The 22,002-nt window shown below is 62.8% G+C and carries 27 protein-coding genes and 1 tRNA gene; 3 read left to right on the top strand and 25 right to left on the bottom strand.

Features of this window, described 5'->3' with window-relative positions; all coding sequences use genetic code 11:
• Positions 1–19: 19 nt before the first annotated feature.
• A tRNA-Arg gene (locus AT959_RS06740) sits at positions 20–96 on the bottom strand.
• Positions 97–102: 6 nt separating this feature from the next.
• Here AT959_RS06740 and AT959_RS21050 point away from each other — a divergent pair.
• Complete coding sequence (locus tag AT959_RS21050; RefSeq protein ID WP_157651232.1) at positions 103–312, top strand: hypothetical protein; 210 nt, start codon at positions 103–105, stop codon at positions 310–312.
• A 74-nt stretch (positions 313–386) separates the two neighbouring features.
• On the opposite strand, the gene nifS is transcribed toward AT959_RS21050, so the two are convergent.
• The 12 genes from nifS to nifE form a co-directional block, all read right to left on the bottom strand.
• Positions 387–1,595, bottom strand: a complete 1,209-nt coding sequence (gene nifS / locus AT959_RS06735) for a cysteine desulfurase NifS (RefSeq protein WP_066881947.1) — start codon at positions 1,593–1,595, stop codon at positions 387–389.
• A 44-nt stretch (positions 1,596–1,639) separates the two neighbouring features.
• Complete coding sequence (gene nifU / locus AT959_RS06730; protein ID WP_066881945.1) at positions 1,640–2,536, bottom strand: Fe-S cluster assembly protein NifU; 897 nt, start codon at positions 2,534–2,536, stop codon at positions 1,640–1,642.
• A 12-nt stretch (positions 2,537–2,548) separates the two neighbouring features.
• The gene (locus tag AT959_RS06725; protein ID WP_066881943.1) at positions 2,549–2,872 is read right to left on the bottom strand and encodes a HesB/IscA family protein; all 324 of its coding nucleotides are present in this window, start codon (positions 2,870–2,872) and stop codon (positions 2,549–2,551) included.
• Positions 2,873–2,993: 121 nt separating this feature from the next.
• Positions 2,994–3,410 (bottom strand): hypothetical protein, encoded by a 417-nt coding sequence (locus AT959_RS06720; RefSeq protein WP_066881941.1) that lies wholly within the window; start codon positions 3,408–3,410, stop codon positions 2,994–2,996.
• Between the two features lie 3 nt (positions 3,411–3,413).
• Positions 3,414–3,761, bottom strand: coding sequence for a hypothetical protein (locus tag AT959_RS06715; protein WP_157651231.1), 348 nt, complete (start codon positions 3,759–3,761; stop codon positions 3,414–3,416).
• 105 nt (positions 3,762–3,866) lie between these two features.
• Positions 3,867–4,136, bottom strand: a complete 270-nt coding sequence (gene fdxB, locus AT959_RS06710) for a ferredoxin III, nif-specific (RefSeq protein WP_066881937.1) — start codon at positions 4,134–4,136, stop codon at positions 3,867–3,869.
• Positions 4,133–4,351 carry a CCE_0567 family metalloprotein gene (locus AT959_RS06705; RefSeq protein ID WP_066881935.1) on the bottom strand — a complete coding sequence of 73 codons (219 nt, stop codon included), beginning with the start codon at positions 4,349–4,351 and terminating at the stop codon, positions 4,133–4,135. Before AT959_RS06705 ends, fdxB begins: the two co-directional genes overlap by 4 nt.
• A gap of 12 nt (positions 4,352–4,363) precedes the next feature.
• A complete protein-coding gene (locus AT959_RS06700) occupies positions 4,364–4,813 on the bottom strand; it encodes a NifX-associated nitrogen fixation protein (RefSeq protein ID WP_205629847.1) in 450 nt (149 codons plus the stop codon).
• Complete coding sequence (locus AT959_RS20400) at positions 4,803–5,273, bottom strand: SoxR reducing system RseC family protein (protein ID WP_083518281.1); 471 nt, start codon at positions 5,271–5,273, stop codon at positions 4,803–4,805. Before AT959_RS20400 ends, AT959_RS06700 begins: the two co-directional genes overlap by 11 nt.
• Positions 5,270–5,755, bottom strand: coding sequence for a NifB/NifX family molybdenum-iron cluster-binding protein (locus tag AT959_RS06695; RefSeq protein WP_066881931.1), 486 nt, complete (start codon positions 5,753–5,755; stop codon positions 5,270–5,272). The genes AT959_RS20400 and AT959_RS06695 overlap by 4 nt, the downstream gene beginning before the upstream one ends.
• Positions 5,718–7,127 carry a nitrogenase iron-molybdenum cofactor biosynthesis protein NifN gene (gene nifN / locus AT959_RS06690; protein ID WP_066881929.1) on the bottom strand — a complete coding sequence of 470 codons (1,410 nt, stop codon included), beginning with the start codon at positions 7,125–7,127 and terminating at the stop codon, positions 5,718–5,720. Before nifN ends, AT959_RS06695 begins: the two co-directional genes overlap by 38 nt.
• A gap of 115 nt (positions 7,128–7,242) precedes the next feature.
• Positions 7,243–8,643, bottom strand: coding sequence for a nitrogenase iron-molybdenum cofactor biosynthesis protein NifE (nifE, locus tag AT959_RS06685; protein ID WP_066881927.1), 1,401 nt, complete (start codon positions 8,641–8,643; stop codon positions 7,243–7,245).
• Positions 8,644–8,869: 226 nt separating this feature from the next.
• Here nifE and AT959_RS06680 point away from each other — a divergent pair, with 226 nt between their 5' ends.
• Positions 8,870–9,304, top strand: coding sequence for a universal stress protein (locus AT959_RS06680; RefSeq protein ID WP_066881925.1), 435 nt, complete (start codon positions 8,870–8,872; stop codon positions 9,302–9,304).
• Positions 9,305–9,356: 52 nt separating this feature from the next.
• Here AT959_RS06680 and AT959_RS06675 read toward each other — a convergent pair whose 3' ends face one another.
• The 12 genes from AT959_RS06675 to rsxA form a co-directional block, all read right to left on the bottom strand.
• Positions 9,357–10,430, bottom strand: a complete 1,074-nt coding sequence (locus AT959_RS06675; RefSeq protein ID WP_157651230.1) for a ComEA family DNA-binding protein — start codon at positions 10,428–10,430, stop codon at positions 9,357–9,359.
• 187 nt (positions 10,431–10,617) lie between these two features.
• Entirely contained in the window at positions 10,618–11,931 is a 1,314-nt protein-coding gene (locus tag AT959_RS06670; protein ID WP_240481768.1) for a citrate transporter, read from the bottom strand.
• A 69-nt stretch (positions 11,932–12,000) separates the two neighbouring features.
• Positions 12,001–13,371, bottom strand: a complete 1,371-nt coding sequence (locus AT959_RS06665) for an NAD(P)(+) transhydrogenase (Re/Si-specific) subunit beta (RefSeq protein ID WP_066881919.1) — start codon at positions 13,369–13,371, stop codon at positions 12,001–12,003.
• A gap of 2 nt (positions 13,372–13,373) precedes the next feature.
• Positions 13,374–13,655, bottom strand: coding sequence for an NAD(P) transhydrogenase subunit alpha part 2 (locus AT959_RS06660; protein ID WP_205629859.1), 282 nt, complete (start codon positions 13,653–13,655; stop codon positions 13,374–13,376).
• Positions 13,655–14,782 (bottom strand): NAD(P) transhydrogenase subunit alpha, encoded by a 1,128-nt coding sequence (locus tag AT959_RS06655; RefSeq protein WP_066881915.1) that lies wholly within the window; start codon positions 14,780–14,782, stop codon positions 13,655–13,657. The genes AT959_RS06660 and AT959_RS06655 overlap by 1 nt, the downstream gene beginning before the upstream one ends.
• 5 nt (positions 14,783–14,787) lie before the next feature.
• Positions 14,788–15,060, bottom strand: a complete 273-nt coding sequence (locus tag AT959_RS06650) for an RnfH family protein (RefSeq protein ID WP_066882325.1) — start codon at positions 15,058–15,060, stop codon at positions 14,788–14,790.
• Positions 15,061–15,070: 10 nt separating this feature from the next.
• Positions 15,071–15,805: an electron transport complex subunit E gene (locus AT959_RS06645; RefSeq protein ID WP_083518252.1), complete on the bottom strand. Its 735-nt coding sequence runs from the start codon at positions 15,803–15,805 to the stop codon at positions 15,071–15,073.
• Positions 15,802–16,416, bottom strand: coding sequence for an RnfABCDGE type electron transport complex subunit G (locus AT959_RS06640; RefSeq protein ID WP_066881913.1), 615 nt, complete (start codon positions 16,414–16,416; stop codon positions 15,802–15,804). Before AT959_RS06640 ends, AT959_RS06645 begins: the two co-directional genes overlap by 4 nt.
• Position 16,417: 1 nt before the next feature.
• Positions 16,418–17,515, bottom strand: coding sequence for an RnfABCDGE type electron transport complex subunit D (locus tag AT959_RS06635; protein ID WP_066881911.1), 1,098 nt, complete (start codon positions 17,513–17,515; stop codon positions 16,418–16,420).
• Positions 17,512–19,047, bottom strand: coding sequence for an electron transport complex subunit RsxC (gene rsxC, locus AT959_RS06630; protein WP_066881910.1), 1,536 nt, complete (start codon positions 19,045–19,047; stop codon positions 17,512–17,514). The genes AT959_RS06635 and rsxC overlap by 4 nt, the downstream gene beginning before the upstream one ends.
• 7 nt (positions 19,048–19,054) lie before the next feature.
• A complete protein-coding gene (locus AT959_RS06625; RefSeq protein ID WP_066881908.1) occupies positions 19,055–19,582 on the bottom strand; it encodes an RnfABCDGE type electron transport complex subunit B in 528 nt (175 codons plus the stop codon).
• A gap of 11 nt (positions 19,583–19,593) precedes the next feature.
• On the bottom strand, positions 19,594–20,172 hold the full coding sequence (gene rsxA / locus AT959_RS06620; protein WP_066882323.1) for an electron transport complex subunit RsxA: 579 nt from the start codon (positions 20,170–20,172) through the stop codon (positions 19,594–19,596).
• A gap of 293 nt (positions 20,173–20,465) precedes the next feature.
• Between rsxA and nifL the strand changes: the two genes are divergently transcribed.
• A complete protein-coding gene (nifL, locus tag AT959_RS06615) occupies positions 20,466–21,995 on the top strand; it encodes a nitrogen fixation negative regulator NifL (protein WP_066881906.1) in 1,530 nt (509 codons plus the stop codon).
• Positions 21,996–22,002 lie beyond the last annotated feature (7 nt).

The raw sequence follows: 22,002 nt of genomic DNA, 5'->3' as shown, positions 1-22,002 counted from the left end.
GAATGTCGCCACAAGAGTTTGGCGTGCCCGGAGGGACTCGAACCCCCGACCTGCTGCTTAGAAGGCAGCTGCTCTATCCAGTTGAGCTACGGGCACGTGTGCTTGAAGCAAGGAGAAGCGTGGCTCGCTTTCAAACCTTGGCGCAAAGCGTATGCAGGAACACCGGCAAACTGTTTGCGCTGCTTCAAGAATGCTGCTTTGAGGATCGCCGCCAGCCATCAGGCAAGCGGCGAAAAAGCTGCAGCGCGGATTTTACAGGGTAATTCTCAAGAACAAGAAGCCGAGGTGATCTCCGGCGCCAATCCGTCCTGAAAATGTGCCAAAAAAGAGCCCCGGAATTTCTTCCAGGGCTAACCGAGGTTACTGCAGAGAGAGACGGTTTGCCGTCAGGCGTAAGTCGGGGCGAACGCTGCCTCCGGATTGGTGGCCGGGCCCTTGTCGTTCCAGTACGGCGAAAGCTTGCGCAGTTGGGCGATGATCGGCGGTACGGCCTCGATCACCCGATCGACTTCGGCTTCGGTGTTGTAGCGGGACAGCGAGAAACGGATGGTGCCGTGGGCTGCGGTATAGGGAATGCCCATGGCGCGCATGACGTGCGAGGGTTCCAGCGAGCCGGAGGTACAGGCCGAACCGGAGCTGCCGGCAATCCCCATTTTGTTCAAGAGCAGCAGGATGGCCTCGCCCTCGATATATTCGAAGGCGATATTGCTGGTGTTGGGCAGCCGGTTGCTGACGTCGCCGGTTGGGAAGCAATGCGTGATCTGGCTCAGGATGCCGGTTTCCAGCTTGTCGCGCAGGCGCTTGACCGTGGTGTTCTCCTCGGCCATATGCTGCATGGCCAGTTCGCAGGCCATGCCGAGGCCGACGATGGAGGCCGAATTCTCGGTACCGGCCCGCCGACCGCGTTCCTGATGGCCGCCGCGCAACAGCGGGCGGAAGCGGCAACCACGACGCAGGTAGAGCACGCCGATCCCTTTCGGGGCGTGCAGCTTGTGCCCGGAAAGCGACAGCATGTCGATCTTGGTGTTCTTCAGATCGATGGGGATCTTGCCGACGGCCTGTACCGCATCGGTGTGGAACATGATGCCCTTGGCTGCCGCCATTTCGGCCATCTGCTCGACCGGGAAGATGGTGCCGGTTTCGTTGTTGGCCCACATCACCGAAACGATGGCGACGCGGTCGTTCAACAGGGAACGGTACTCGTCGATGTCGATGCGTCCCTTCTTGTCCACCTTCAGCTTGTGGACGATGTAGCCTTCCTTTTCCAGCCATTCACACAGCGTCAGGATGGCCGGATGCTCGACGACGGTGGTGATCACCGTATTGCGGTCCGGCTGCGCCTTCAGCGCCGACAGGATGGCGGTCGAGTCGGACTCGGTGCCGCAGGAAGTGAAGATGATTTCCGAGTCATGTTCGGCGCCGAGCAGCGCCTGCACCTGGCCCCGGGCCTTCTTCAGGGCCTTGCCGACTTCGCTGCCGAAGGCATGAATCGACGAGGCGTTGCCGAAATGCTCCGTGAAGAACGGGAGCATGGCTTCCACCACTGCAGGGTCGCAGCGCGTGGTGGCGTTGTTGTCCAGATAGATGGGGTCCATGGCGCTGTCCTTTGCGTTTTCTGTCGGGATTGGGGGCTTGGGGATCAGACTTCGGCCGGCATGTGCGATGACGGCAGCACCTGCACCAGTTCGCCCAGGGTTTCGATCATCTTCTGCTGGATGCCGCCCAAGGTCGCTGCTTCCATCATGCAACCGGAGCAGGCTCCCTTCAGATGGACGTAGATCTTCTTGCCCTGCACGTCGGCCAGTTCGACATCACCATGGTCGCGCTGCAGCATCGGGCGGACCGACTCAAGCACTTCCTCGATCTTCTTGATCTTCTCGACGATCGACAGCTTCTTGGCCGGCGGCTTCGGGGCTTCCGGCGTTGCCGGGCAGGCCGGCGGCGGCGACACTTCGCCCGGGCCGGCACGATCGGCCATGACCTTGGCGAGAATTTCCTCGATCCCCTCGTGGCAAGCCGCGCAACCGCCACCCGCCTTGGTGTAGAAGGTCACTTCCTCGACCGTGTTCAGGTTGTTGGCCTTGACCACGTCCTCGATCATCACGGCGTCGATGGCGAAACACTTGCAGATCAGCGCGCCCTCTTCGTGATCATCCGACCACTCCTCGCCGCGGTAGTTGGCGATGGCGGCCTGCAGGGCTTCGCGGCCCATCACCGAACAGTGCATCTTTTCCGGCGGCAGACCGTCGAGGTAGTCGGCGATATTCTGGTTCGAGACTTCGAGCGCCTGGTCCAGCGTCATGCCCTTGACCATTTCGGTCAGCGCGGAAGAGGAAGCGATGGCCGAGCCGCAGCCGAAGGTCTGGAAATGGGCGTCGAGGATGATCTCGGTTTCCGGCTCGACCTTGAGCATCAGGCGCAGTGCGTCGCCGCACTGGATGGAACCGACATCACCGATACCGTTCGCCTCTTCCAGCGGACCGGAGTTGCGCGGGTTGAAAAAATGTTCGCGAACCTTGTCAGAGTATTCCCACATGGCGTGCGCTCCTTAAACCGAGAATGAAGAGCCGCAGGAACACTGCGAGCTGGCGTTGGGGTTGTCGAATTTGAAACCGGTGTGGGTCAGCGTGTCGACGAAGTCGATATTGACGTTGTCGATCATCGGGAAAGTCATCGGGTCAACCAGCAACTTGACGCCTTCGACTTCCAGCTCCCAGTCGTCGTCAGCCTTCTCGGCTTCGAGCTTCATGCCGTATTGCAGGCCGGAGCAGCCGCCACCGGAAATGACCAGGCGCAAGCCGGCGACCGGCGTTTCGGAACCACGGATAAAGCGTTGAACAGCTTTTACAGCAGCGGGGGTCAGATTGATCATGGCGATTCTCCCAGAGTAGATGGGCTATTCATTGCAAGCCCTGTGCCATGTTCAAATAAACAACTAAGCGACTGAATTCATTGAATTGTTGCAGCGCAGCGCTTTGTCGCTTTTGCGACAATCACCCCAAAACGTGTTCGTAGGCCCGACGCAGCAGGTTACGTTCGAGCTCGCTCAACTGGCGCGATTCGGTAATTGCGATAAAGCGGCCGCCGCTCTGCTCGGCCGCGGTAAAAGGCGGATCGATACCGGTGAAGGCAGCGAGCAGTACCGGAACATCGCCGGCCGGGGTATCGACCCAGGCTTGGAAGTCGGCGACCGGCTCGATACGGCCTTCCGGCAGCCCGAGATGGATTTCCGCCTCGCGGATAAGCGCCGTCGGATGGAACTGCAGGGTTGGCGAATAGCCCTCGTCGCGCAGCGCCGCCAAGGCCGGCAGCGGCAGGAAGGCAACGACGCCCGAGCTCAGGCAGAGGAAACGGAGACGACCGCTGGTGCCATGTTTATGGAGCAGGATCAGGCGGGGCGAGGCGGGCATCGCTTAGGTCGCGTACTCGGCCAGCACGGCCTCGCCGCGCAATTGCTGCGGTCGACCCCAGATTTGCACGGAATCCACGTAGCTGCCCGCCTTTTCAGGATGCGGCAACAAGACCTGGTACTCGGCAAAGATCCGACCATCGGGAAAGAAGGTCGCCTTGCCGAAACGCGCCCCGCCGCGCCAGTAGGCGATCACGCTGATCTCCTGCGAAAACGGATCGGTCGTTTCCTCGAATGCCGCCTCGGCCCAGACCGGCTCGTCACCGATCGTCAGGCCGAGTTTGCCCACCTGGCTGCGCAGCGCGCTACAGACAGCTTCGCCGACGGATGAATCAGGAATGCCTTGGCTCATCTTTGCCTCCATTTGCCTTTGTCCAGGCGCCGCCCACGCCGAGGCCCGGGGCGTCCCGCCCGAGCGGGAGCCCCGAAACCCACGCGAGTAGCAGCGCCCGCCGACTCAGGCCGGCGCGTAGGTGTAGCAGTCTTTCGGACAGACGCGGCCACAGGAGCCGCAACCGATGCAGTCCATGGCATTGGCCAGGGACATCACCATCATGTTGTCGTCTTCGTCGTCGTTGTCATCATCGAGTTCGCGCTCGACCAGATCGAGGACATTGCGCGGGCAGACCTTGTAGCAGCGGCCGCAGCCGATGCACTTGGACTGGTCGAGATGGGTGGCGAATTGCGGCGTCCATTCGGCGCCGCCGCGGGTGAGTCCGGTAATCATGCGGGGAGTCCTTTCTGTGCGGCGGCCAGGCGAGTGCTGGCCTCGGCCCAGGCCTTGCAGGCGTCAAAGGTGGATTGGGAAAGTTCTGGAATCTCGTGGTAGGCCGCCGGCAGGCGGTCCTCCACCAGATCGTGCATTTGCGAGGCCCATTCGGAAGCGATGCGCTTCAACTTCTTCACTTCCTTGTCGAGGGCGGCGAGTTCTTCATCGGTCATGCCGCCCTCCCCTTACAGACCGGCGACGGCCGAGTTCTGGCCGATGCGTTCGATGGCGACGCCGAGGATCTTGTCGGCTTCGTCCTTCATCTTGGACAGGCTGGCAAAGCCGAAGCGATGCACGTCGCGCAGGGTGCGATCGACGGCGACCAGCTTGCCGACGGTAATCAGCGCCCGACCGAAGCCTTCGTGGGTCAGATGGACCAGCGGCACGGCCAGCAGCTTGCATTCCTTCTCGATCAGTACGGCGATGGCGTTGTAGAACGCCTTGACGCGGGAAATGGTTTCATCGTCCGGGTCGCCGATCAGCGGAATTTCCGCCTTGCGTTCCTTGGTCAGGACATACGGATCGAGAATTTTCTCGACCGTCCAGCCGGTGTAGGTGCCGTAGGTGTCCAGCGCGCGCATCTGGCGGGCCATTTCCTTGACGAAGTCGGTTTCGAAGATGGGATCAGCGCTCATGGTGGAACTCCTGTTGTGAAGCATTGGATTGGTTTGAAACGGGAATCAGTTGGGGGGCCGGCAGCAGCCCGGGAATCAGGCCGATGACGACGCGGGCGATGGCCAAGGCCCCGAGGAAGCCGGCAATGCCGCCGACCGCCGTCGCCGCATCGCTGCCTTGCAGCGTCGCGCCGAGTCCGGCGCCGAGCAGCATGGCAAAGGCCGGGAAGAGATAGCCGAGCAGCGCCGAAAGGGTCAGCCGGCTTTGCGGCAAGGTAATGCAGACGACGTCGCCGGCCTTCAGATTGGCCGTCGCCGGCAGCGACAACAAGGTGGCGGCGCGACCGCTGGCCATCTTGCCGATGCCGCAGTTGCCGCCCTGGCCACAGGACGAGCAACCGGCCGTTTCCATGGCGACAATCGCCTTGCCGCCCTCGATGCGCTGGACGATGCCGCGGTGTTCGATCAGATGGGCGCTCATCCTTCCCACCCCTCTTCTTCCATACTGGCGAAGCGGTCCTCGGCCTTGGCCTTGGCCTTGGTCTGGGCGGCAATGGCACGGTCGATCCAGGCCACGCCGCCTTCGCTCATCGCCTTGGAAATCTCGCCCAGCAGGTCGTCGACCGCATCAACCTCGTTGATCCGGATCGGCTGGACGCCCTTGGCCATCAATTTCTTGATCGCCGAGGCGCCAATCGCCATGACATAGACGGCGGCGCAGCCTTCGAGGAAGTCCACCTTGACGGCGAGCTTGTCTTCGTTGCCGTCCATCGCCTCTTCGGCGAATTCGGCGACGCCGACCAGCGTCGCCTTGTCCGGCGTCACGTCATAGACGACAAAACCCTCGGCGGCACCGAAGTGCTGATTGACCCGGGTCCGGTCGGTCGAGGCGAAAGCGACCTTGATCACGGCTTCCGGCTCCTGCTTAATGGACCAGACCAGTTGCAGACGACGAGAGGACATGTTGTTTGCCGGCGCCGAGTTCATCCCGGTCAGCGGCCCAGTAGATTGATCGATAGGGTTCGAGTTCATGGTGTTGTCCCAGCATCAGGTTGGCGAGATCGAACAGGGCTTGCCGCGTGCCGCGGTAACCCACCCAGGTGCGGGCATAACCGCCCACGTGGTCGTACTGCGGGAAGCCGGCGCGCAGCAGCGGCAGGCCGAGTCGGTGCGCTGTTTCGGCGGCGTGCGAGTTGGCGATGATGAATTGCGCATCAGCCGCCCTCGCCTGCTTTTCCATGTCTTCCAGATCGCCGATGACGACTTTCTCGATCGGCAGGCTGGCCAGGCTTTCGTGTTTGTGCGGGCTGACCGCGCTGACCACTTCGGCTCCCATGCCGGTCAGGAAACGAACCTGCATGCCGAGCAGATCCGGGTCGGCGGCCAGCGCGACGCGGGCGAAACCGACCATGAAATGGCAATCGACCATCGCATCCTGCAACTGGGCACGATGGCGCTCGACCTTCGCCGGCACCGGCTTGCCGGAAATCTCGGCCAGCGCCTGCGTGAAAGCATCGCAATCGTCGAGGCCGAGCAGGCCGGCGAAACGGTAATCGGGCACCCCGGTCCGCTTCTTCAGGATGTCAGCCGCCTTGTTCAGGGAGGGGCCGACCACCAGGCTTGCGGTGGACTCGCCCATGATCTCGATTTCCGAGCGTGGCGTGCCACCGAGGGTCAGCGAAGAGGTCTCGGCTTCGACCAGATGGCCATCGAGCGAATCGCCGATGTCCGGCACGACGATCGGGCGCAGTCCGAAGGCTTCGACCCACTCCTTGATCGCCTCGATATCGCCCGGCGTCAGCATGGCCGAGGCCAGTACATTGACCTGCTTCGGCCGCTTGCCGACGCAATTGCTTTCCGGGACCAGCGTTTCGATCAGCGATTCGATGGCCAGCGCATAACCGCTTTCCAGGCAACCGACGTAATCCGGCGTGTTGACCGGAACGACGGCGACGTGGGCGAATTCCGGGTGCGCCGTGCGGAAGTCGCGCAGTGCCCGGCGAATGTCGGTGCCCTGGGTTTCCGAGAGACCGGTGGTGACCAGGCCGATGATGTCCGGCTTGCTCTTGTCGGACAGCGTGCGCAGCGCCTCAATGATGTTCTCGTCGGCACCCATGATGGTCGATACCTGATCCATCGCCGTCGTCTGCAGCGGAATCGGTTCGCGGAAGTGGCGCACGAAGAAGACCTTGCCGAAGGCCGTGCAGCCCTGCGAACCATGCATCAGCGGCAGGCTGCGGGCGAGGCCGAGGAAGGCGAGCGAGGCGCCGATCGGCTGGCTGACCTTGAGCGGATTGACGGCCAGTGCTTTCTTGGAAACAATGATTTCAGCCATGAGACTTAGCGTCCAATACGACCGGTCATCCCCGCGCAGGCGGGGATCCAGGCCTTGTGTTTTCTGGGTTCCCGCCTGCGCGGGAACGACGAACTAACAGGCTTCAGCATTTTCATCACGCCGCCAGCACGCTGCCCGGACCGCTCTGTTTGGCCCACGGCGCCGGCTTGCGCACCGCCTGCCAGACCGGGCTTTCCATCGACAAGGCCAGTTGCCGTGCCAGTTCGACCATGCCGCTGTAGCCGGCGTAGCCGAATTCGCGCTCCTGGTTGATGTCGAGGAAGGGAATCCGCGCCTTGAGCGCCGTGTAGAGATTGCGGCCACCGGCGATCAGGATGTCGGCCTGGTACTCGTGGTAGGTCGCCAGCAAGGCTTTCGGGCTGCCGTCGGTAATCATCTTGGTTTCCTCGCCCATCAGTTCGCGGATGCGTGCCTTGTCCTCTTCGGTCGACTTGTTGGTGCCGGTGGCGACAACCTTCAGACCGAGATCCTGCAAGGCCGAAACGATGGACCACGACTTGACGCCGCCGGTGTAGAGCAGCACCCGCTTGTCCTTCAGGCGGGCGCGCCAGGGTTCAAGGGCAGCGTGCGCCTTGGCTTCCTCGCGGGCGATCACCGCCTCGGTCCGCGCCGTCAGATCCGGGTCGCCGATCAGGCGGGCGAAGTCGCGCAGCGCGTTGGAAACGTCCTGCACGCCGTAGAAACTGCCTTCGAAGAAAGGGATGCCGAAGCTGTCTTCCATCTTGCGCGCGACGTTGAGCAGGGCCTTGGCGCAGACCACCATATTGACCCGGGCCCGATGCATGGTCTGCACTTCATGGAAGCGCGAATCGCCGGACAGCGTGCAGAGGATGCGCAGCCCGAGTTCGTCGAAGAGCGGCGCCACGTGCCAGAACTCGCCGGCAATGTTGTACTCGCCGATCAGATTGACGTCGTAGGTCGGCAGGCCGTCGGCACGCGGTGCGGCCGGCGCCGGTTCGGCGGTGCCGATAACGTGCTTGAACATCGCCTCGCCAGCCAGTCGGTTGCCGAGATTCTTGGTGCCGTAGAAACCGGCTGCATCGACCGGCACGACCGGGATACCGCTCCGTTCAGTGGAGGCGCGGCAGACGGCCTCAACGTCATCGCCGATCAGCGCGGTGACGCAGGTGTTATAGACGAAGACGGCGGCCGGCGAATAGCTGTCGATGGCCTGCTTGATGGCATGGAACAGCCGCTTTTCGCCGCGCCCCATGACGACATCGGTTTCCGAGAGGTCGGTGGTCATGCCGATGCGGTACAGCGTGGCGCCGGAAGAGCGCGTACCGCGGTTGTCCCAGGACGAACCGGCACAGGCGATCGGGCCATGGACGATGTGGGCCACGTCGGCAATCGGCAGCAGCGCGATCTGCGCGCCGTCGAAGGAGCAGCCACCGGCCGTGGCACCGGGTTTGGGCTTGGCGCACCCGGACTTTTCCTTCTTGTTGTGGCTACAGGCTGGCTCGTCGAGCAGAGCCTGGATTTCGCTGGCTTTCATGCTGTTCTCCAGAGGTCTGGTTAGCAATTAGCAAGACGAGTGCCACCTTTAATTCATTGTTTTATTTGAATAATAATTTGTCGCAAACGCGACAAGGGGCGAACCCAGCGACAATTCCGCCCGGCCGGGTCGGGCCAGGAAAACAACTATCGGGCTGCCGACCGGCGTTCTACAGTGAGAACAAGGGCTGGGCAATTTGCCAGCACGCCCGGATCAGGAGGACAACATGCGCAAGGTGCTATTACCGGTTGATGGCTCAAAGCACTCGTTTGCCGCCGCCCGTTACCTGATCGATTTCGTCCAGATGCACGGGCCGCTCGACGTGCATGTCGTCAACATCGAGCCCGAGCCACATAAAGGGCAAGCCTACGGTCTGGAACCGGAGGCTATCGAAGCCCAGCTTGCCGCCCGGGCGAAGATGGCCATGAACAGCGTGCGGCACGCACTCGAAGCAGCCGGCATCGCCCACCATGTCCATGTCAGGCTGGGCGACACGGCAAGGAGCATCGTTGCGCTGGCCAGCGAACTCGGCTGCGACAGCATCGTGATGGGCACCCGCGGCCTGGGCGGGATTGCTGGCCTGGCGCTCGGCTCGGTGACCCGAAAAGTGCTGCAAATGACCAGTGTCCCGGTCATTTGCGTGCAAGCCGACAATCCATGATTCGCCCTGCCCCGCTACGCCGTGCAGCCAGGACGGGCATTTCAGCCAGCTCCTAGAGCACCAGCAGGTCGCGCAGCTTGGCCAGCATCTTCGGCCCCATGCCCTTGGCCTTGCACACCTCGTCCAGCATGGCAAACGGGCGGGCGGCGATGATGGCGCGGGCAACGCTGGGCGGCAGGCCCTTGACGGCAAGCAGTTCGGCCTCGCTGGCGCGGTTGACCGAGACCGACTTGGCGGCCGGCTTGCTGGCCGCGGCTTTGCGGGCCGGCTTCTTGACGGCTTCCTGAACTGGCTTTTCTGGCTTGGCTGCCGGGGCCGGGGTCTTTGCCGCCGCCTTCTCGACCGGTTGCGGTTTGGCTTTTGCCGTTTCGGCGACGTCGACCGCAGGCATCGCCGTTTTTTCGACTTGAAGCGGCGGCGCAGCGATATTGCGATAGTCACGCGTCACGTAACCGGCCGGCGTCCATTCGCGCAGCATCACGGTCAGCGCAGCCCCCGTCGCTGGCAGCGCGGCCGGGACGTTGAACAGGCAGTTCGTCCATTCGTTGCCGCCGGCCAGCACGCCGACAATGACGCTGGCGACCGGGCTACCCGTCCAGGCGCCGCCGGCATAAGGCGCATCCAGCGCCCAGACTTCCAGGGCCAGCGTGCCGCTCAGGTTGTCGGCGGCACGCGGGTTGGCGATGGTGTCGATGGCGATGACCGCCGCACCATCGGCCAGCGTGCAATCGACCTGACCGCTCAGGCGTGGCTGGTAAAAACTTTCGCGCGTCGCATAAACCGCCAGATCGCGGACTTGCGGCAGCGCATCGGCGGCGTAACTGACCAGCGCCAGCGCCAGCGTCTGATCGACCGCCCCGGCCGGCGGCATGGCATGGCAGCAGGCCGTCGCCAGCACCCCTGCCAGCGGCTGAATCGCCATTTCGGCCACCTTGACGCCGCTCAGTTCGCCACAGGCAAAACCATTATCGCTGGCCCACAACTGCACGGCCCAAGCCTGGCCGGCGTCCAGATCTGCAGCGGAAAAATCGACTTCGGCATTGAGATGGACGAAATCGCCGTCAAAGCGGTAACCATGGTTGGCACCGAGACGGCTGGAAGTATGGGCGGGGGAAATGTATGTCATGAACGCAGCCTGTTTTGCCGTGGAAAAGGCGCGCATTATAGGAGTTATTTTTCGTTCTTTATCATATAGTTAGTTATTAATTTCAAGGCACCGTCATGGTGCAAAAAGGCATCATTTTTTGTCGCAAACCCGACATGAAAAAGGGGCTCTGACGAGCCCCTTCTGGTCATGCCAAGGCGTCAGGAAATCAGTGCGCTGGCGCCACCACCGCGACCGGTGCAGCGACCTTCTTGTGCGATGCTTCCGGATGCCAGCCCAGGGTGCCCAGCAATACGGCGAAACCAACGACGTAGGCCAGCACGACGTGCCAGCCATGGCGCAGCCATTGAACGGCGGACTTGGCCTCCGGGAACATGCTGGACAGTGCAACACCAGCCGACGAGCCGAACCACAGCATCGAACCGCCAAAACCGACGGCATAGGCCAGGAAGCCCCAGTCGTAGCCGCCCTGGCGCAAGGCCAGCGCGGTCAGCGGAATGTTGTCGAAAATGGCGGAAATGAAGCCGAGGGCCAGGGCCGACTGCCACGAGGCTTGCGGCAACTGCTCGACCGGCATCATCGAGGCGCAGAGCACGAGCGAGAGCAGGAAGACCGAGCCCTTGATGGTTTCCGGCAACAACTCCCAATCATGACGGCGTACCGGAATGGTCAGGATGATCGCTACCCAGACGGCAACCCCGATGAAGGGGAAATGTTCGGCCAGTTCTGGGAACTTGACGTTGATGGTAACGTTGGTCACCACGGCAAAAACCAGCATCAGGCCGACGATGAAGATGCGGCCCCAATCGACGTGGGTGTGCTGGTTGGCGTTCTTGATGATCGGCGAATAGGCATGCTGCTGCTTGGCCCCGAAGTAGCCGATGATGAGCAGGGCGACGAAGGCAGCCACATAGGCATCGAGCACGACCAGCGGGCTGATGCCGTCGATCCACATCATCGTCGTCGTCGTATCGCCGACCACCGAACCGGAACCACCGGCATTCGAAGCAGCGACGATGGCCGCCAGGAAGCCGATATGCACCTTGGCCTTGAACAACTGGTGGGCCATGGCGCCACCGATCAGCGCCGCGGCGATGTTGTCGAGGAAACTGGAAATAAAGAAGACCATGACCAGCAGCACGAAGCCGCCCTTCCAGTCGTCCGGCAAGAACTTGGGCAGGATGACCGGGACATGGCTCTTTTCGAAATGCCGGGCGAGCAGCGCAAAGCCGGTCAGCAGGCAGAACAGGTTGGCCAGCGTCACCCACTCATGGCCGAGGTGACCGGCAAAGCCGGCGATACCGACGCCGGTCTTGAAGCCGGTGAACAGGATCTTGTACAGGCTGATCGTCGCCAGGCCGGTCAAGGCGACATACAAGGTCGCGTTGTGAAAGAGGGCCACACCGAGCAGGGTCAGGCCAAAGAGAATGAAATCGACGGGAATACCACCGACCATCGGCAACGTATCCGCCGCCTGAGCGGCGGCCGGAAACAGGACAAGCAAGGGCAATAAGCGATACATGCTGGATGATCCACAAAAAGAAAATCTGTAAAAAACCCGGCCAGGCCGGGCTTTTCGAGGGGCCGGAGTTTAGCCCATGGCCTTCAGTTGCTGGATGATTTCCCCGGCCATCGGCTGGGCATCGCCATACAACATCCGACAATTGTCCGTGTAGAACAACGCATTCTCAACCCCGGAATAACCCGTACCCTTGCCGCGCTTGATGACGATGACGTTTTGCGCCATGTCGGCATTGAGGATGGGCATGCCGTAGATCGGGCTCGACTTGTCGGTACGTGCCGTCGGATTGACCACGTCGTTGGCGCCGATGATCAGCGCGACGTCGGCCTGGCCGAATTCGCCATTGATTTCCTCAAGGTCGAAAATCTTGTCGTAGGGCACGCCGGCTTCGGCCAGCAACACGTTCATGTGGCCCGGCATCCGCCCCGCTACCGGGTGGATGGCGAACTTGACCTCGACCCCGGCTTCTTCGAGCAACGCCGTCATTTCCCAGACCTTGTGCTGGGCATGCGCCACCGCCATGCCGTAACCCGGCACGATGATGACCTTGCTGGCGTAGCGCATCATCGCCGCCGCATCGATTGGACCGACTTCCTTCATCGTGCCGGAGATCGCCTCGCCCGGACCGCTCGCCACCATCGGCGTGAAGAGAATGTTGGTCAGCGGCCGATTCATCGCCTTGGCCATCAGTTGGGTGAGCAGCGTACCGGCTGCACCAACGACGATACCGGCAATGATCAGCGCCGGGTTGCCCAGCACGTAGCCTTCGAAACCGACGGCCAGGCCGGTGAAGGCATTGAACAGCGAGATCACCACCGGCATGTCGGCACCACCGATCGGCAGCGTGACGATCAGGCCGAGCACCAGAGCAACGGCGAAGAAGGCGAAGATCAATTGCGGTTGGGCCGGGGCCATGGCGACCATGGCGGCACCGAGACCGATGGCGACCAAGGCCAGCACGACATTGACGGCATTCTGGGCCGGCAGGCGATGCGCTTTCTTAAGCACGCCCTGCAGCTTGGCCCAGGCGACGCAGGAGCCGGTGAAGGAAACGGCACCGATCAGCGCACCGACCACCGCCAGGATGGTGGTGACCACGCTGTGCGCATCACCCTTAGCGAACTCGATGGCCGCAATCGCCGCCGCTGCACCGCCGCCCATGCCGTTGTAGATGGCGACCATCTGCGGCATATCGGTCATTTTGACCTTCTTGCCGGAGATCCAGGCCACCGCCCCGCCGACAACCAGCGCCAGAGCCATCAGCGCCAGGTTCTGCAGGCCGGGAATCAGGAAAGTGGCGGCAATCGCCAGCAGCATGCCGTAGCCGGCGATGACGATGCCCTTGCGGGCGCTGGCCGGCGAGCCCATGCCTTTCAAACCGAAGATGAAAAGTAGTGCGCCGAGGTACCAGGCGCCTTGAACGTAGATCGGCAACGTCATGATCAAGCCTCCTTCTTCTTGAACATGGCGAGCATGCGCTCGGTGACCACGTAGCCGCCAGCCGCATTGGCCGCGCCCAGTGCCACCGCGAAGAAGCCGATGGCCTGCTGAACGACGGTGTCGGCGGTGCCGAGCATCAGCATGGCGCCGACCACGACCACGCCGTGCACGAAGTTGGAACCGGACATCAGCGGCGTGTGCAGGATGACCGGCACCTTGGCGATGATCTCGTAGCCGGTGAAGGCGGCGAGCGTGAAGATATACAAAGCGAGCAAACCATCCATCATGCGTCTCCCAGAACCTGTTTCACGGTGGCGTGCACCGTCGCGCCGTCCTTGCACAGCAAGGTGCCGGCCACCACTTCGTCGCTCCAGTCGAAGGCGAGCTGGCCGTCCTTGATCCACGGCGACAGGAAGTTGTAGAGGTTTTTGGCGTACAGCTCGGAAGCATGCGTCGGCATGCGCGAAGGGAGATTCAACGGGCCGTGGATATTGACGTCGTTGGCGACGACGTGCTCGCCGGGCTGGGTCAGCGCGCAGTTGCCGCCGGATTCGGCGGCCATGTCGACGATGATGGCGCCGTATTTCATGCGTTTGATCATGTCGACCGTAATGATCACCGGCGCCTTCTTGCCGGGGATGGCCGCCGTGGTGATCACGACATCGGCCATGGCGACCGCCTTGGCCAATTTTTCAGCCTGCTGCGCCTTCTCTTCGGCGGACAACTCGCGGGCATAGCCCCCTGCCCCGTCGGCCGAGACGCCGGTATCGACGAACTTGGCGCCGAGCGATTCGATCTGCTCCTTGGCGGCGGCCCGCACGTCATAGGCTTCGACCATGGCGCCGAGCCGCTTGCAGGTGGCAATCGCCTGCAGGCCGGCGACACCGGCCCCGACGACCAGGACGCGGGCCGGCCGGATGGTGCCGGCGGCAGTGGTCAGCATCGGGAAGAACTTGGTACAGCGGGCGGCGGCGATCAGGCCGCACTGGTAGCCGGCGCACGAGCCCTGCGACGACAGCGCATCCATGCTCTGGGCGCGCGAGATGCGCGGCAGCAGTTCGAGGGCGAAGGCAGTGATCTTGCGGGCATTGAGCGCGGCAAGACGGGCCTTGTCTTCAAACGGCTTGAGCAGGCCGATCAAAACCGAGCCTTCCGGCATTTCGGCGATTTCTTCCGGCGTCGGCGGGGCAACGCGCAGAATCAGGTTCGAATTGCGGTAAATCCCCGATTTTTCCTGGTCGAAAGTCGCCCCTTCATAGGTTGAATCCATGAAGTGGCTTTCCAGCCCCAGGGTATTCTCAAGGACGAGTTTGGCCCCGAGGGCCTGAAACTTCTTGGCCGTTTCCGGCACAAGCGCGACGCGATGTTCTCCTGGCGCGCTTTCGCGCACCACACCTATCGTTAAAGACATATTGTTTATTCTTCATCATCCATGTCCCGACGCGGGACGGTTGCTGGGTCGGCAATGATTGCCCGGTATATTTCAATACGGTCGCCCGGTTTCAAGGCGGCTTCCAACTTTACCAGACGACCGAAGACTCCGACTTTCTGTGTTGACAGATCAATATGTGGAAACTGTTTGAGCAAGCCTGAACGCTCGATGCCGTCTGCTACGGTCGACTCGTCAGGAACCTCGATATTCAGCCAGATCTGTTGTCCCGGCTCGGAATAGGCGATACCAATCTGCACGGTTTTCTCCTTAGGCGGCGACAGGTGCTGCATCACCCGTCTGTTGCTTTGCTCGTTCGTCCAGCCTCCTTTCCATGACACGCTTGCCGGCCAGCAGGAAGCCAAGAATGGCGAAGCCGCCCGGCGGCAAAATCATCAGCAATGCCCCGCCGTAGCCGGGCACCTTCATTTCGAGAAAGGCGAAGGACAGCCCAAGCAGGTTGGAAGCCTGGGCAAACAAGGTGCCGGACCCAAGAAATTCACGAATCAGACCGATGAAGGTCAGCGCTCCGGTAAAGCCGAGGCCCATCGCCAGCCCATCGACCGCCGACGCGGCCACCCCCGACTTCACGGCAAAGGCCTCGGCCCGCCCGAGAATGGCGCAGTTGACCACGATCAGCGCAATGAACAGGCCAAGTACCTTGTAAAGATCATGCAGCCAGGCATTCATCGCCATATCGACGACGGTGACCAAGGTCGCAATCAGCACGACGAAGACCGGAATCCGCACCTGCGAGCTGACCGTATGGCGGATCATCGAGACCAGGATATTGGAAACGATAAGCACTGCCGTCGTGGCCAGCCCCATGCCAAGGCCGTTGGTGCCGCTGGTGGTAACCGCCATCGTCGGACACATGGCGAGCAGTTGCGAGAAGACGACGTTCTGCTCCCACAAGCCTTCCTTCATGATGCTGCCGTAGTTGTTCCCCGAGGGGACTTCTTTCAGGGCGCCCCCCAAGGGGACTTCTTTCAGGGCGTCGCTCATGACTTGTCTCCGAGAATTTCCTTGCGATGCGCGGCATAGAAATCCAGCCCGCCCTTGACTGCCTTGACCACGGCACGTGGCGTAATGGTCGCCCCGGCGAACTGGTCGAAAATACCGCCATCCTTCTTGACGCCCCATTTCTCGGGGGCCGGATTGCCCAGGCCCTTGCCGTCGAAATCCTTGATCCACGGATCTTTCTTGACTTCGATCTTGTCGCCCAGGCCGGGCGTTTCGGCATGCTTGATGACACGGACGCCCAGGGTTTTCCCCTCGGCATCGACCGCCATCAAGACCTGGATTTCCGCCGCGTAGCCACGCTCGCCGACCTTGAAGACGGCCCCCTTGACCGTCTCGCCCTGGCGGGCGCGGTAAATGGTGACCATTTTTCCGTCACGCTCGATTTCCAGCTTGTCGTTGAGAAAATCGTTGTCGGCGAAACCTTGCGGCAGCACTTCCGACAGCGAGTCGCGCAAGTCCTTGGCTTCGGCGGCGGCAATCGCACCGCCGGTGGCATTCGAGGCCCAGGCCAGCGCGCCGCTGGCGAGCAGCGCGAAGGTGCCGAGCAGGATGGGCTGGTAGCCCATCTTTTCGCGGAAGGATTCAAAGTTCATCTCAGGCTCCCTTGTTTTCCGGAATATCGAGCGGCTTGCCCTTGCGGTCGCGACCGAGGATGCGCGGCTTGGCGAAACGGTCGATGACCGGGGTCAGCGCATTCATCAGCAGCACGGCGAAGGCCATGCCCTCCGGGTAGCCGCCGTAGCTGCGGATGATCCAGGTCAGCAGGCCGACGCCCAGGCCGAAGACGATCTGCCCGCTGCCGGTATTCGGCGAAGTGACATAATCGGTGGCGATGAAGAAGGCGCCGAGCATCGCCGCGCCGGACAACAGGTGGGCGGAAACGCTCAGGTAATGCGCTGGATCGACGGCATGGCCGATCGCCGCCGGGATCGCCAGGCCGGCCAGCACCGCCAGCGGGGTGTGCCAGGTGATGATGCCGCTGACCAGCAGGTACAGGCCGCCGCCGAGGATCAGCAGTGAGGCCGATTCACCCAGGCTGCCCGAGCGGGCGCCGATCCACGACATGGCCGGGGCATGGGCGCCGGCCAGGGAATTGAGCAGGTCGATGCCGCGCGACATTTCGGTCTTGGTATAACCGAGCAGCGAGGCGCTGGCCATCGCATCCGGCAGCGGCAGACTGGTCAGGAAGATGCGCAGGCCATGAACAAAATCAGGCGCCCCGACCGACATCAGCGGCAATGGTGTCACCCACTGGGTCAGCGGCACCGGGAAGGAGACCAGCAGCGCCACCCGCGCCACCATCGCCGGGTTGAAGACGTTCTGCCCCACTCCGCCAAAAACCTGCTTGCCGATCACGATCGCGATGAAAGCGCCGATCACGGCCACCCACCATGGCGCCCAGGGTGGCAGCGTCAGGGCCAGCAACCAGCCGGTGAGCAGCGCCGAGCCATCCCACAAGGTGCCCTTGATGCGCCGGCTCCCCATCAGCTTCAGCGATAGCAGCTCGAAACCGAGGCAGGAAAGAATGGTCAGCAGCCAGAGAAAGAAGGCCGGCCAGCCGAACAGCCAGAAACCGAAGGCGGTGGCCGGGACCAGTGCCATCTGGACCCGGAACATCGTCCGCGTCACCGAATTGCCGCCATGGGCATGCGGCGAGGCAATTGTTTCGACAGCGAGCGTCGCGCTATTCATGCCGATTCTCCTTGTTTTACGGTGTCGACCGCAGCAGTGGTGGTTGCCTGGGCTGCCGCCGCAGCGGCCGCCTGTTGCGCGGCCCGTTCCGCCTTACGCTTGGCGGCAGCCTCGGCCTTTTCACGGGCTTCGCGCTCCAGCCGTTCCTGGCGTTGGGTGGCGAGTTTCTTGGTTGCCTCGGTACGCAACTGGGTGCGCTGCCGCGCCGAGAGTTCGCCCTTGGCGTGATAGAAATACTGGACCAGCGGAATATGCGACGGACAGACGTAGGCACAGCAGCCGCAGGCGATGCAATCGGAGAGACCGAGATCGACCGCGGCATCCATGTCGTCGTTGCGGATGCGGGCGCTCATTTCGAGCGGCAGCAGCCCCATCGGGCAGGCCTTGACGCAACTGCCGCAACGGATGCAGGCCTCCGGCTCCAGTTCGGCCGCCTCGCCGGCATCGAGCAGCAGAATGCCGCTGGTGCCCTTGATCACCGGCACCCGCAGGTGCGGCAGCACGGTGCCCATCATCGGGCCGCCCATCACCAGCTTGGCAGCCGAAGTCTTGAGGCCGCCAGTGAATGCCACCAGATCGCTGATCAAGGTACCGAGCGGCACCTCGTAATTGCCGGGCATCGCCGCCGCCCCGCCGTTCAGCGTCATCAGCCGGCTGACCAGCGGCCGGCCGAGACAGACGGCCTGCTGTACCGCATAGGCGGTACCGACGTTATGAACAATCACGCCGACATCGGCGGCACGAGCGTCGGACGGCACCTCGCGACCAGTCAGTTCGACGATCAACTGGCGGTCGGAACCCATCGGATAACGGGCCGGCACGGGCACGATGCTGACCTTGTCGAAGCGCGCCGCCGCCTCCTGCATCGCCGCAATCGCTTCCGGCTTGTTGTCCTCGATGCCGACCTTGGCGACCTGAGCGCCGGTCGAGATCAGCATCAGCCGGATGCCGATCACGATATCGGCGGCACGGTCGCGCATCAGGCGATCGTCGCAGGAAAGATAGGGTTCGCACTCGCTGCCGTTCATGATCAGCGTGTCGATTTTCGAGCGGCGCCCGAGGTTGAGCTTGACCGATGAGGGGAAGGTCGCTCCCCCCAACCCGACTACCCCGGCCGCCGCGACACGGTTGGCGATTTCCTCGGGGCTCAGGGCAAAGGGATCGGCGACCGGCTCGCTGTCCAGCCAGGCATCTTCACCGTCGCTATCGATCGAAATCGCCATGCCGGGCAAACCGGAGGTATGCGGCGCGGTGATCTCGCCGATGCCGCTGATCGTGCCGGAGGTCGAGGCATGCAGCGGTGCCGAGATATTGCCGTGGGCAGCGGCGATCAGCTCGCCCTTCTTCACCTTCTGACCAACCAGCACGACTGGCCGTGACGGTGCCCCGACGTGCTGCGACAACATCAGATGGAGCCGCGGCGGAATCGGCAGCTTGCGGGTCGGAGCAGCGGCGGCCGGGTGCTTGTGGTCGGCCGGATGCACGCCCCAGTCGTTACCGAGGAAGTGCTTGAAGAGGTTCATGAATCCCATGGTGATCTCACGCGGCAAGAGGTTTGGGCATGACCCAGTGTTGCAGGGTGACCGGCACCGGCGTCATGACCAGCGCCTCGGTCGGGCATTTTTCGACGCAACTGCTGCAGCCGGTACAGGCTTCGCGCAGCACGTTGTGGATCTGCTTGGCGGCACCGAGGATGGCATCGGTCGGACAGACCTTGCTGCACCGGCAGCAGCCGATGCACAGTTCTTCGGCCACTGTGGCGATCTTCGGACCATCGTCGGCCAGGGCCGAAAGGTCGATGGTGATGCCGAGCTTGGCGGCAATCGCCGTCGCCAGCGTCTTGCCGCCCGGCGGGCAGCAGGCCGGCGACGCGGAACCATCGGCAATCGCCGAGGCGGCGCCGGAACAGCCGGGAAAACCGCACTGCCCGCAGTTGGAGCCGGGCATCATGGCGATCAGTTCGTCGACCAGCGGGTTGCCTTCGACCTGCAGGAACTTATTGGCGACGCCGAGGATGATGCCGAGCGCGGCACCGAGAATGGTCAGGCTAAGAATGGCGGCGATCATCGTTTCTCCCCTTAAACGTTGAGGCCCGAGAAGCCCATGAAGGACAGCGCGAGCAGGCTGATGGTGATGAAGGCGATCGGCGCCCCGGCGAAGGCGGCGGGCACGCGGGCCAGCGCCACCCGTTCGCGCAGGCCGGCGAAGATGAGCAGCACGATGGTGAAGCCGAGCGCCGAGCCGAAACCGTAGAGCAGGCTCTTGAACAGGCTGAACTTCTGTTCGACGTTGAGCAGCGCAACGCCAAGCACGGCGCAGTTGGTGGTGATCAGCGGCAGGTAGATGCCGAGCGACTGGTAAAGACCGGGGCTGGCCTTCTTGATGAACATCTCGGTGAATTGAACGACGGCGGCGATGACCAGGATAAAGGTCAGGATGCGCAGGTAGCCCAGGCCGAACGGGGCGAGCAGCCAGTTGTCGAGCATCCACGAGGCACCGGCGGCGAGCGTGATGACGAAGGTGGTGGCCAGGCCCATGCCGAAGGCGCTGTCGACGCTCTTCGACACGCCCATCACCGGGCAGAGGCCGAGGAACTTGATCAACACCACGTTGTTGACCAGCGCAGTGGAGAGAAGCAGCAGGATAAATTCGCTCATGGCGGTAAGGAGTTCGAGTTGACCTGCCGCCTTCATTGCACAAGCCGTGCCAAACCGGGCGAACACCCGGCAAACCCGCATCGATGCACGTTCCGGCGGTCGACGCACCAAAACAGGGCAAAACCAGGAATGGCGCAATGTCGCAAACGCGACAGGAATTTCGTCGCATTTGCCCCGAAAGCCTGACGGCTGGCCGCCGCCGTCTGGTCATTCGGCAAAAGGCACGGAAGCTGCTTTAACTAGACACAAGGAACTACCACAACCCGCCCAACGTACTACTCAGGAGCAAGTCCATGTCGGCTGTTAACCGCGCCCCAGCGCCCACTGTTCAGCAGAAAACAGAGCTGCCATCCGAAGCCTACCGCCAGGCGGTAGACCAGGCCGACCTGGCGATCTCGATCACCGACCCCAAGGCGAACATCCTGTTCGCCAACGAAGCCTTCACCCGCGTCACCGGTTACGCGGCCGATGAGATCATCGGCCAGAACGAAGCGGTACTCTCCAACCACACGACGCCCGACGAGCTCTACCGGACAATGTGGGGCGAACTGTCCAACCAGCGACCGTGGTCGGGCAAACTGCTCAACCGCAAGAAGGATGGCGATCTCTACCTGGCCGAACTGACCATCTCGCCGGTCGTCGATAACACGGGCCAGACCACGCACTTCCTCGGCATGCATCGCGACGTGACCGAGATGCACCGCCTGGAACGCGTCGTCCGCAACCAGAAACACCTGATCGAGTCGGTCGTCGATGCGGCGCCGATGGCCTTCGCACTGCTCGACCGGAACGGCCGCCTGGTCCTCGACAACCAGGAATACAAGAAGCTGGTCAGCGACCTGCACCTGAAGGAACCGGCCCACACGCTGCTCGACAGCCTGCTGCCAGCCTGGGCCAGGACACTGGCCGAAACACCGGAGAAATGCAGCTTTACCAACCGCGAAGCGCGCATCGACCGCGCCGCCGGGCGGCCGCGCTGGCTGTCGGTCAGCGCCTCGCTGATCGACATGCACAGCGACTGCGCCGACAGCTATTTCTGCGCCGAGGGCCAGCCCGGCCTGCTGCTGGCCATCGCCGACATCAGCTCCCTGCGCGAGGAACAGGAACGGGCCCGGGCCGCTGCCCTGCAGGCGGTGCTGGCCGACGAGGAACGTACCGCGGCCATCCGCGAGGGGCTGTCGGCCGCCATTTTCCGGCTGGAAGAGCCGATGAACGTGATGGCTTCGGCCGCTTCGGTGCTGCAACGGCGCGACCCGGCCAGTGCCGGCGTCCTGACGCAGGCGCTGGCGGCCAGTCGCGAGCACATGGAAGCGCTGCGCCAAGTGATTCCGCAGAGCCCGCAGGAGATCGTCGTCAGCATCAACCTCAACGAAATCCTGCGCGACGTGCTGGAAATCTGCACGCCGCGCCTGCTCGCCGCCGGCATCGTCGTCGACTGGCAGCCGGCTGCCACCCTGCCGGCTATCCTCGGCCGACCGCTGCAACTGCGCATGCTGTTCAAGGCGCTGGTCGACAACGCCATCGAGGCAATGAACATCAAGGGCTGGAAGCGTCGCGAATTGAGCTTGACCAGCGCGGTCGACCACGACTGCATCATCGTTTCGGTGCTCGACAGCGGCCCGGGCATTCCGCCGGACTGGCGGCACAAGGCCTTCGAGCCTTTCTTCACGGCCAAGAACGGCAGCGGCCGCCATATCGGCACCGGCCTGTCGCGCGCCCAGCAGGTGGTGGCCGACCACGGCGGCATCATCGACCTTGAAGAAAGCCCGAGCGGCGGCTGCGCGGCGATCGTCGAATTCCGCCTCGACGGCGACCCGATCTAAGAACAAG

Source organism: Dechloromonas denitrificans (assembly GCF_001551835.1).
Taxonomy (GTDB): Bacteria; Pseudomonadota; Gammaproteobacteria; order Burkholderiales; family Rhodocyclaceae; genus Azonexus; species Azonexus denitrificans.
This window is presented reverse-complemented; position numbering and strand designations above follow the sequence as displayed.

Excerpts from the sequence above, each read along its gene's own strand:
- nifS (WP_066881947.1), bottom strand. The coding sequence starts at position 1,595 with ATGGACCCCATCTATCTGGACAACAACGCCACCACGCGCTGCGACCCT.
- nifU (WP_066881945.1), bottom strand. The coding sequence starts at position 2,536 with ATGTGGGAATACTCTGACAAGGTTCGCGAACATTTTTTCAACCCGCGC.
- AT959_RS06725 (WP_066881943.1), bottom strand. The coding sequence starts at position 2,872 with ATGATCAATCTGACCCCCGCTGCTGTAAAAGCTGTTCAACGCTTTATC.
- AT959_RS06720 (WP_066881941.1), bottom strand. The coding sequence starts at position 3,410 with ATGCCCGCCTCGCCCCGCCTGATCCTGCTCCATAAACATGGCACCAGC.
- AT959_RS06715 (WP_157651231.1), bottom strand. The coding sequence starts at position 3,761 with ATGAGCCAAGGCATTCCTGATTCATCCGTCGGCGAAGCTGTCTGTAGC.
- fdxB (WP_066881937.1), bottom strand. The coding sequence starts at position 4,136 with ATGATTACCGGACTCACCCGCGGCGGCGCCGAATGGACGCCGCAATTC.
- AT959_RS06705 (WP_066881935.1), bottom strand. The coding sequence starts at position 4,351 with ATGACCGATGAAGAACTCGCCGCCCTCGACAAGGAAGTGAAGAAGTTG.
- AT959_RS06700 (WP_205629847.1), bottom strand. The coding sequence starts at position 4,813 with ATGAGCGCTGATCCCATCTTCGAAACCGACTTCGTCAAGGAAATGGCC.
- AT959_RS20400 (WP_083518281.1), bottom strand. The coding sequence starts at position 5,273 with ATGAGCGCCCATCTGATCGAACACCGCGGCATCGTCCAGCGCATCGAG.
- AT959_RS06695 (WP_066881931.1), bottom strand. The coding sequence starts at position 5,755 with ATGTCCTCTCGTCGTCTGCAACTGGTCTGGTCCATTAAGCAGGAGCCG.
- nifN (WP_066881929.1), bottom strand. The coding sequence starts at position 7,127 with ATGGCTGAAATCATTGTTTCCAAGAAAGCACTGGCCGTCAATCCGCTC.
- nifE (WP_066881927.1), bottom strand. The coding sequence starts at position 8,643 with ATGAAAGCCAGCGAAATCCAGGCTCTGCTCGACGAGCCAGCCTGTAGC.
- AT959_RS06680 (WP_066881925.1), top strand. The coding sequence starts at position 8,870 with ATGCGCAAGGTGCTATTACCGGTTGATGGCTCAAAGCACTCGTTTGCC.
- AT959_RS06675 (WP_157651230.1), bottom strand. The coding sequence starts at position 10,430 with ATGACATACATTTCCCCCGCCCATACTTCCAGCCGTCTCGGTGCCAAC.
- AT959_RS06670 (WP_240481768.1), bottom strand. The coding sequence starts at position 11,931 with ATGTATCGCTTATTGCCCTTGCTTGTCCTGTTTCCGGCCGCCGCTCAG.
- AT959_RS06665 (WP_066881919.1), bottom strand. The coding sequence starts at position 13,371 with ATGACGTTGCCGATCTACGTTCAAGGCGCCTGGTACCTCGGCGCACTA.
- AT959_RS06660 (WP_205629859.1), bottom strand. The coding sequence starts at position 13,655 with ATGGATGGTTTGCTCGCTTTGTATATCTTCACGCTCGCCGCCTTCACC.
- AT959_RS06655 (WP_066881915.1), bottom strand. The coding sequence starts at position 14,782 with ATGTCTTTAACGATAGGTGTGGTGCGCGAAAGCGCGCCAGGAGAACAT.
- AT959_RS06645 (WP_083518252.1), bottom strand. The coding sequence starts at position 15,805 with ATGAGCGACGCCCTGAAAGAAGTCCCCTTGGGGGGCGCCCTGAAAGAA.
- AT959_RS06640 (WP_066881913.1), bottom strand. The coding sequence starts at position 16,416 with ATGAACTTTGAATCCTTCCGCGAAAAGATGGGCTACCAGCCCATCCTG.
- AT959_RS06635 (WP_066881911.1), bottom strand. The coding sequence starts at position 17,515 with ATGAATAGCGCGACGCTCGCTGTCGAAACAATTGCCTCGCCGCATGCC.
- rsxC (WP_066881910.1), bottom strand. The coding sequence starts at position 19,047 with ATGGGATTCATGAACCTCTTCAAGCACTTCCTCGGTAACGACTGGGGC.
- AT959_RS06625 (WP_066881908.1), bottom strand. The coding sequence starts at position 19,582 with ATGATCGCCGCCATTCTTAGCCTGACCATTCTCGGTGCCGCGCTCGGC.
- rsxA (WP_066882323.1), bottom strand. The coding sequence starts at position 20,172 with ATGAGCGAATTTATCCTGCTGCTTCTCTCCACTGCGCTGGTCAACAAC.
- nifL (WP_066881906.1), top strand. The coding sequence starts at position 20,466 with ATGTCGGCTGTTAACCGCGCCCCAGCGCCCACTGTTCAGCAGAAAACA.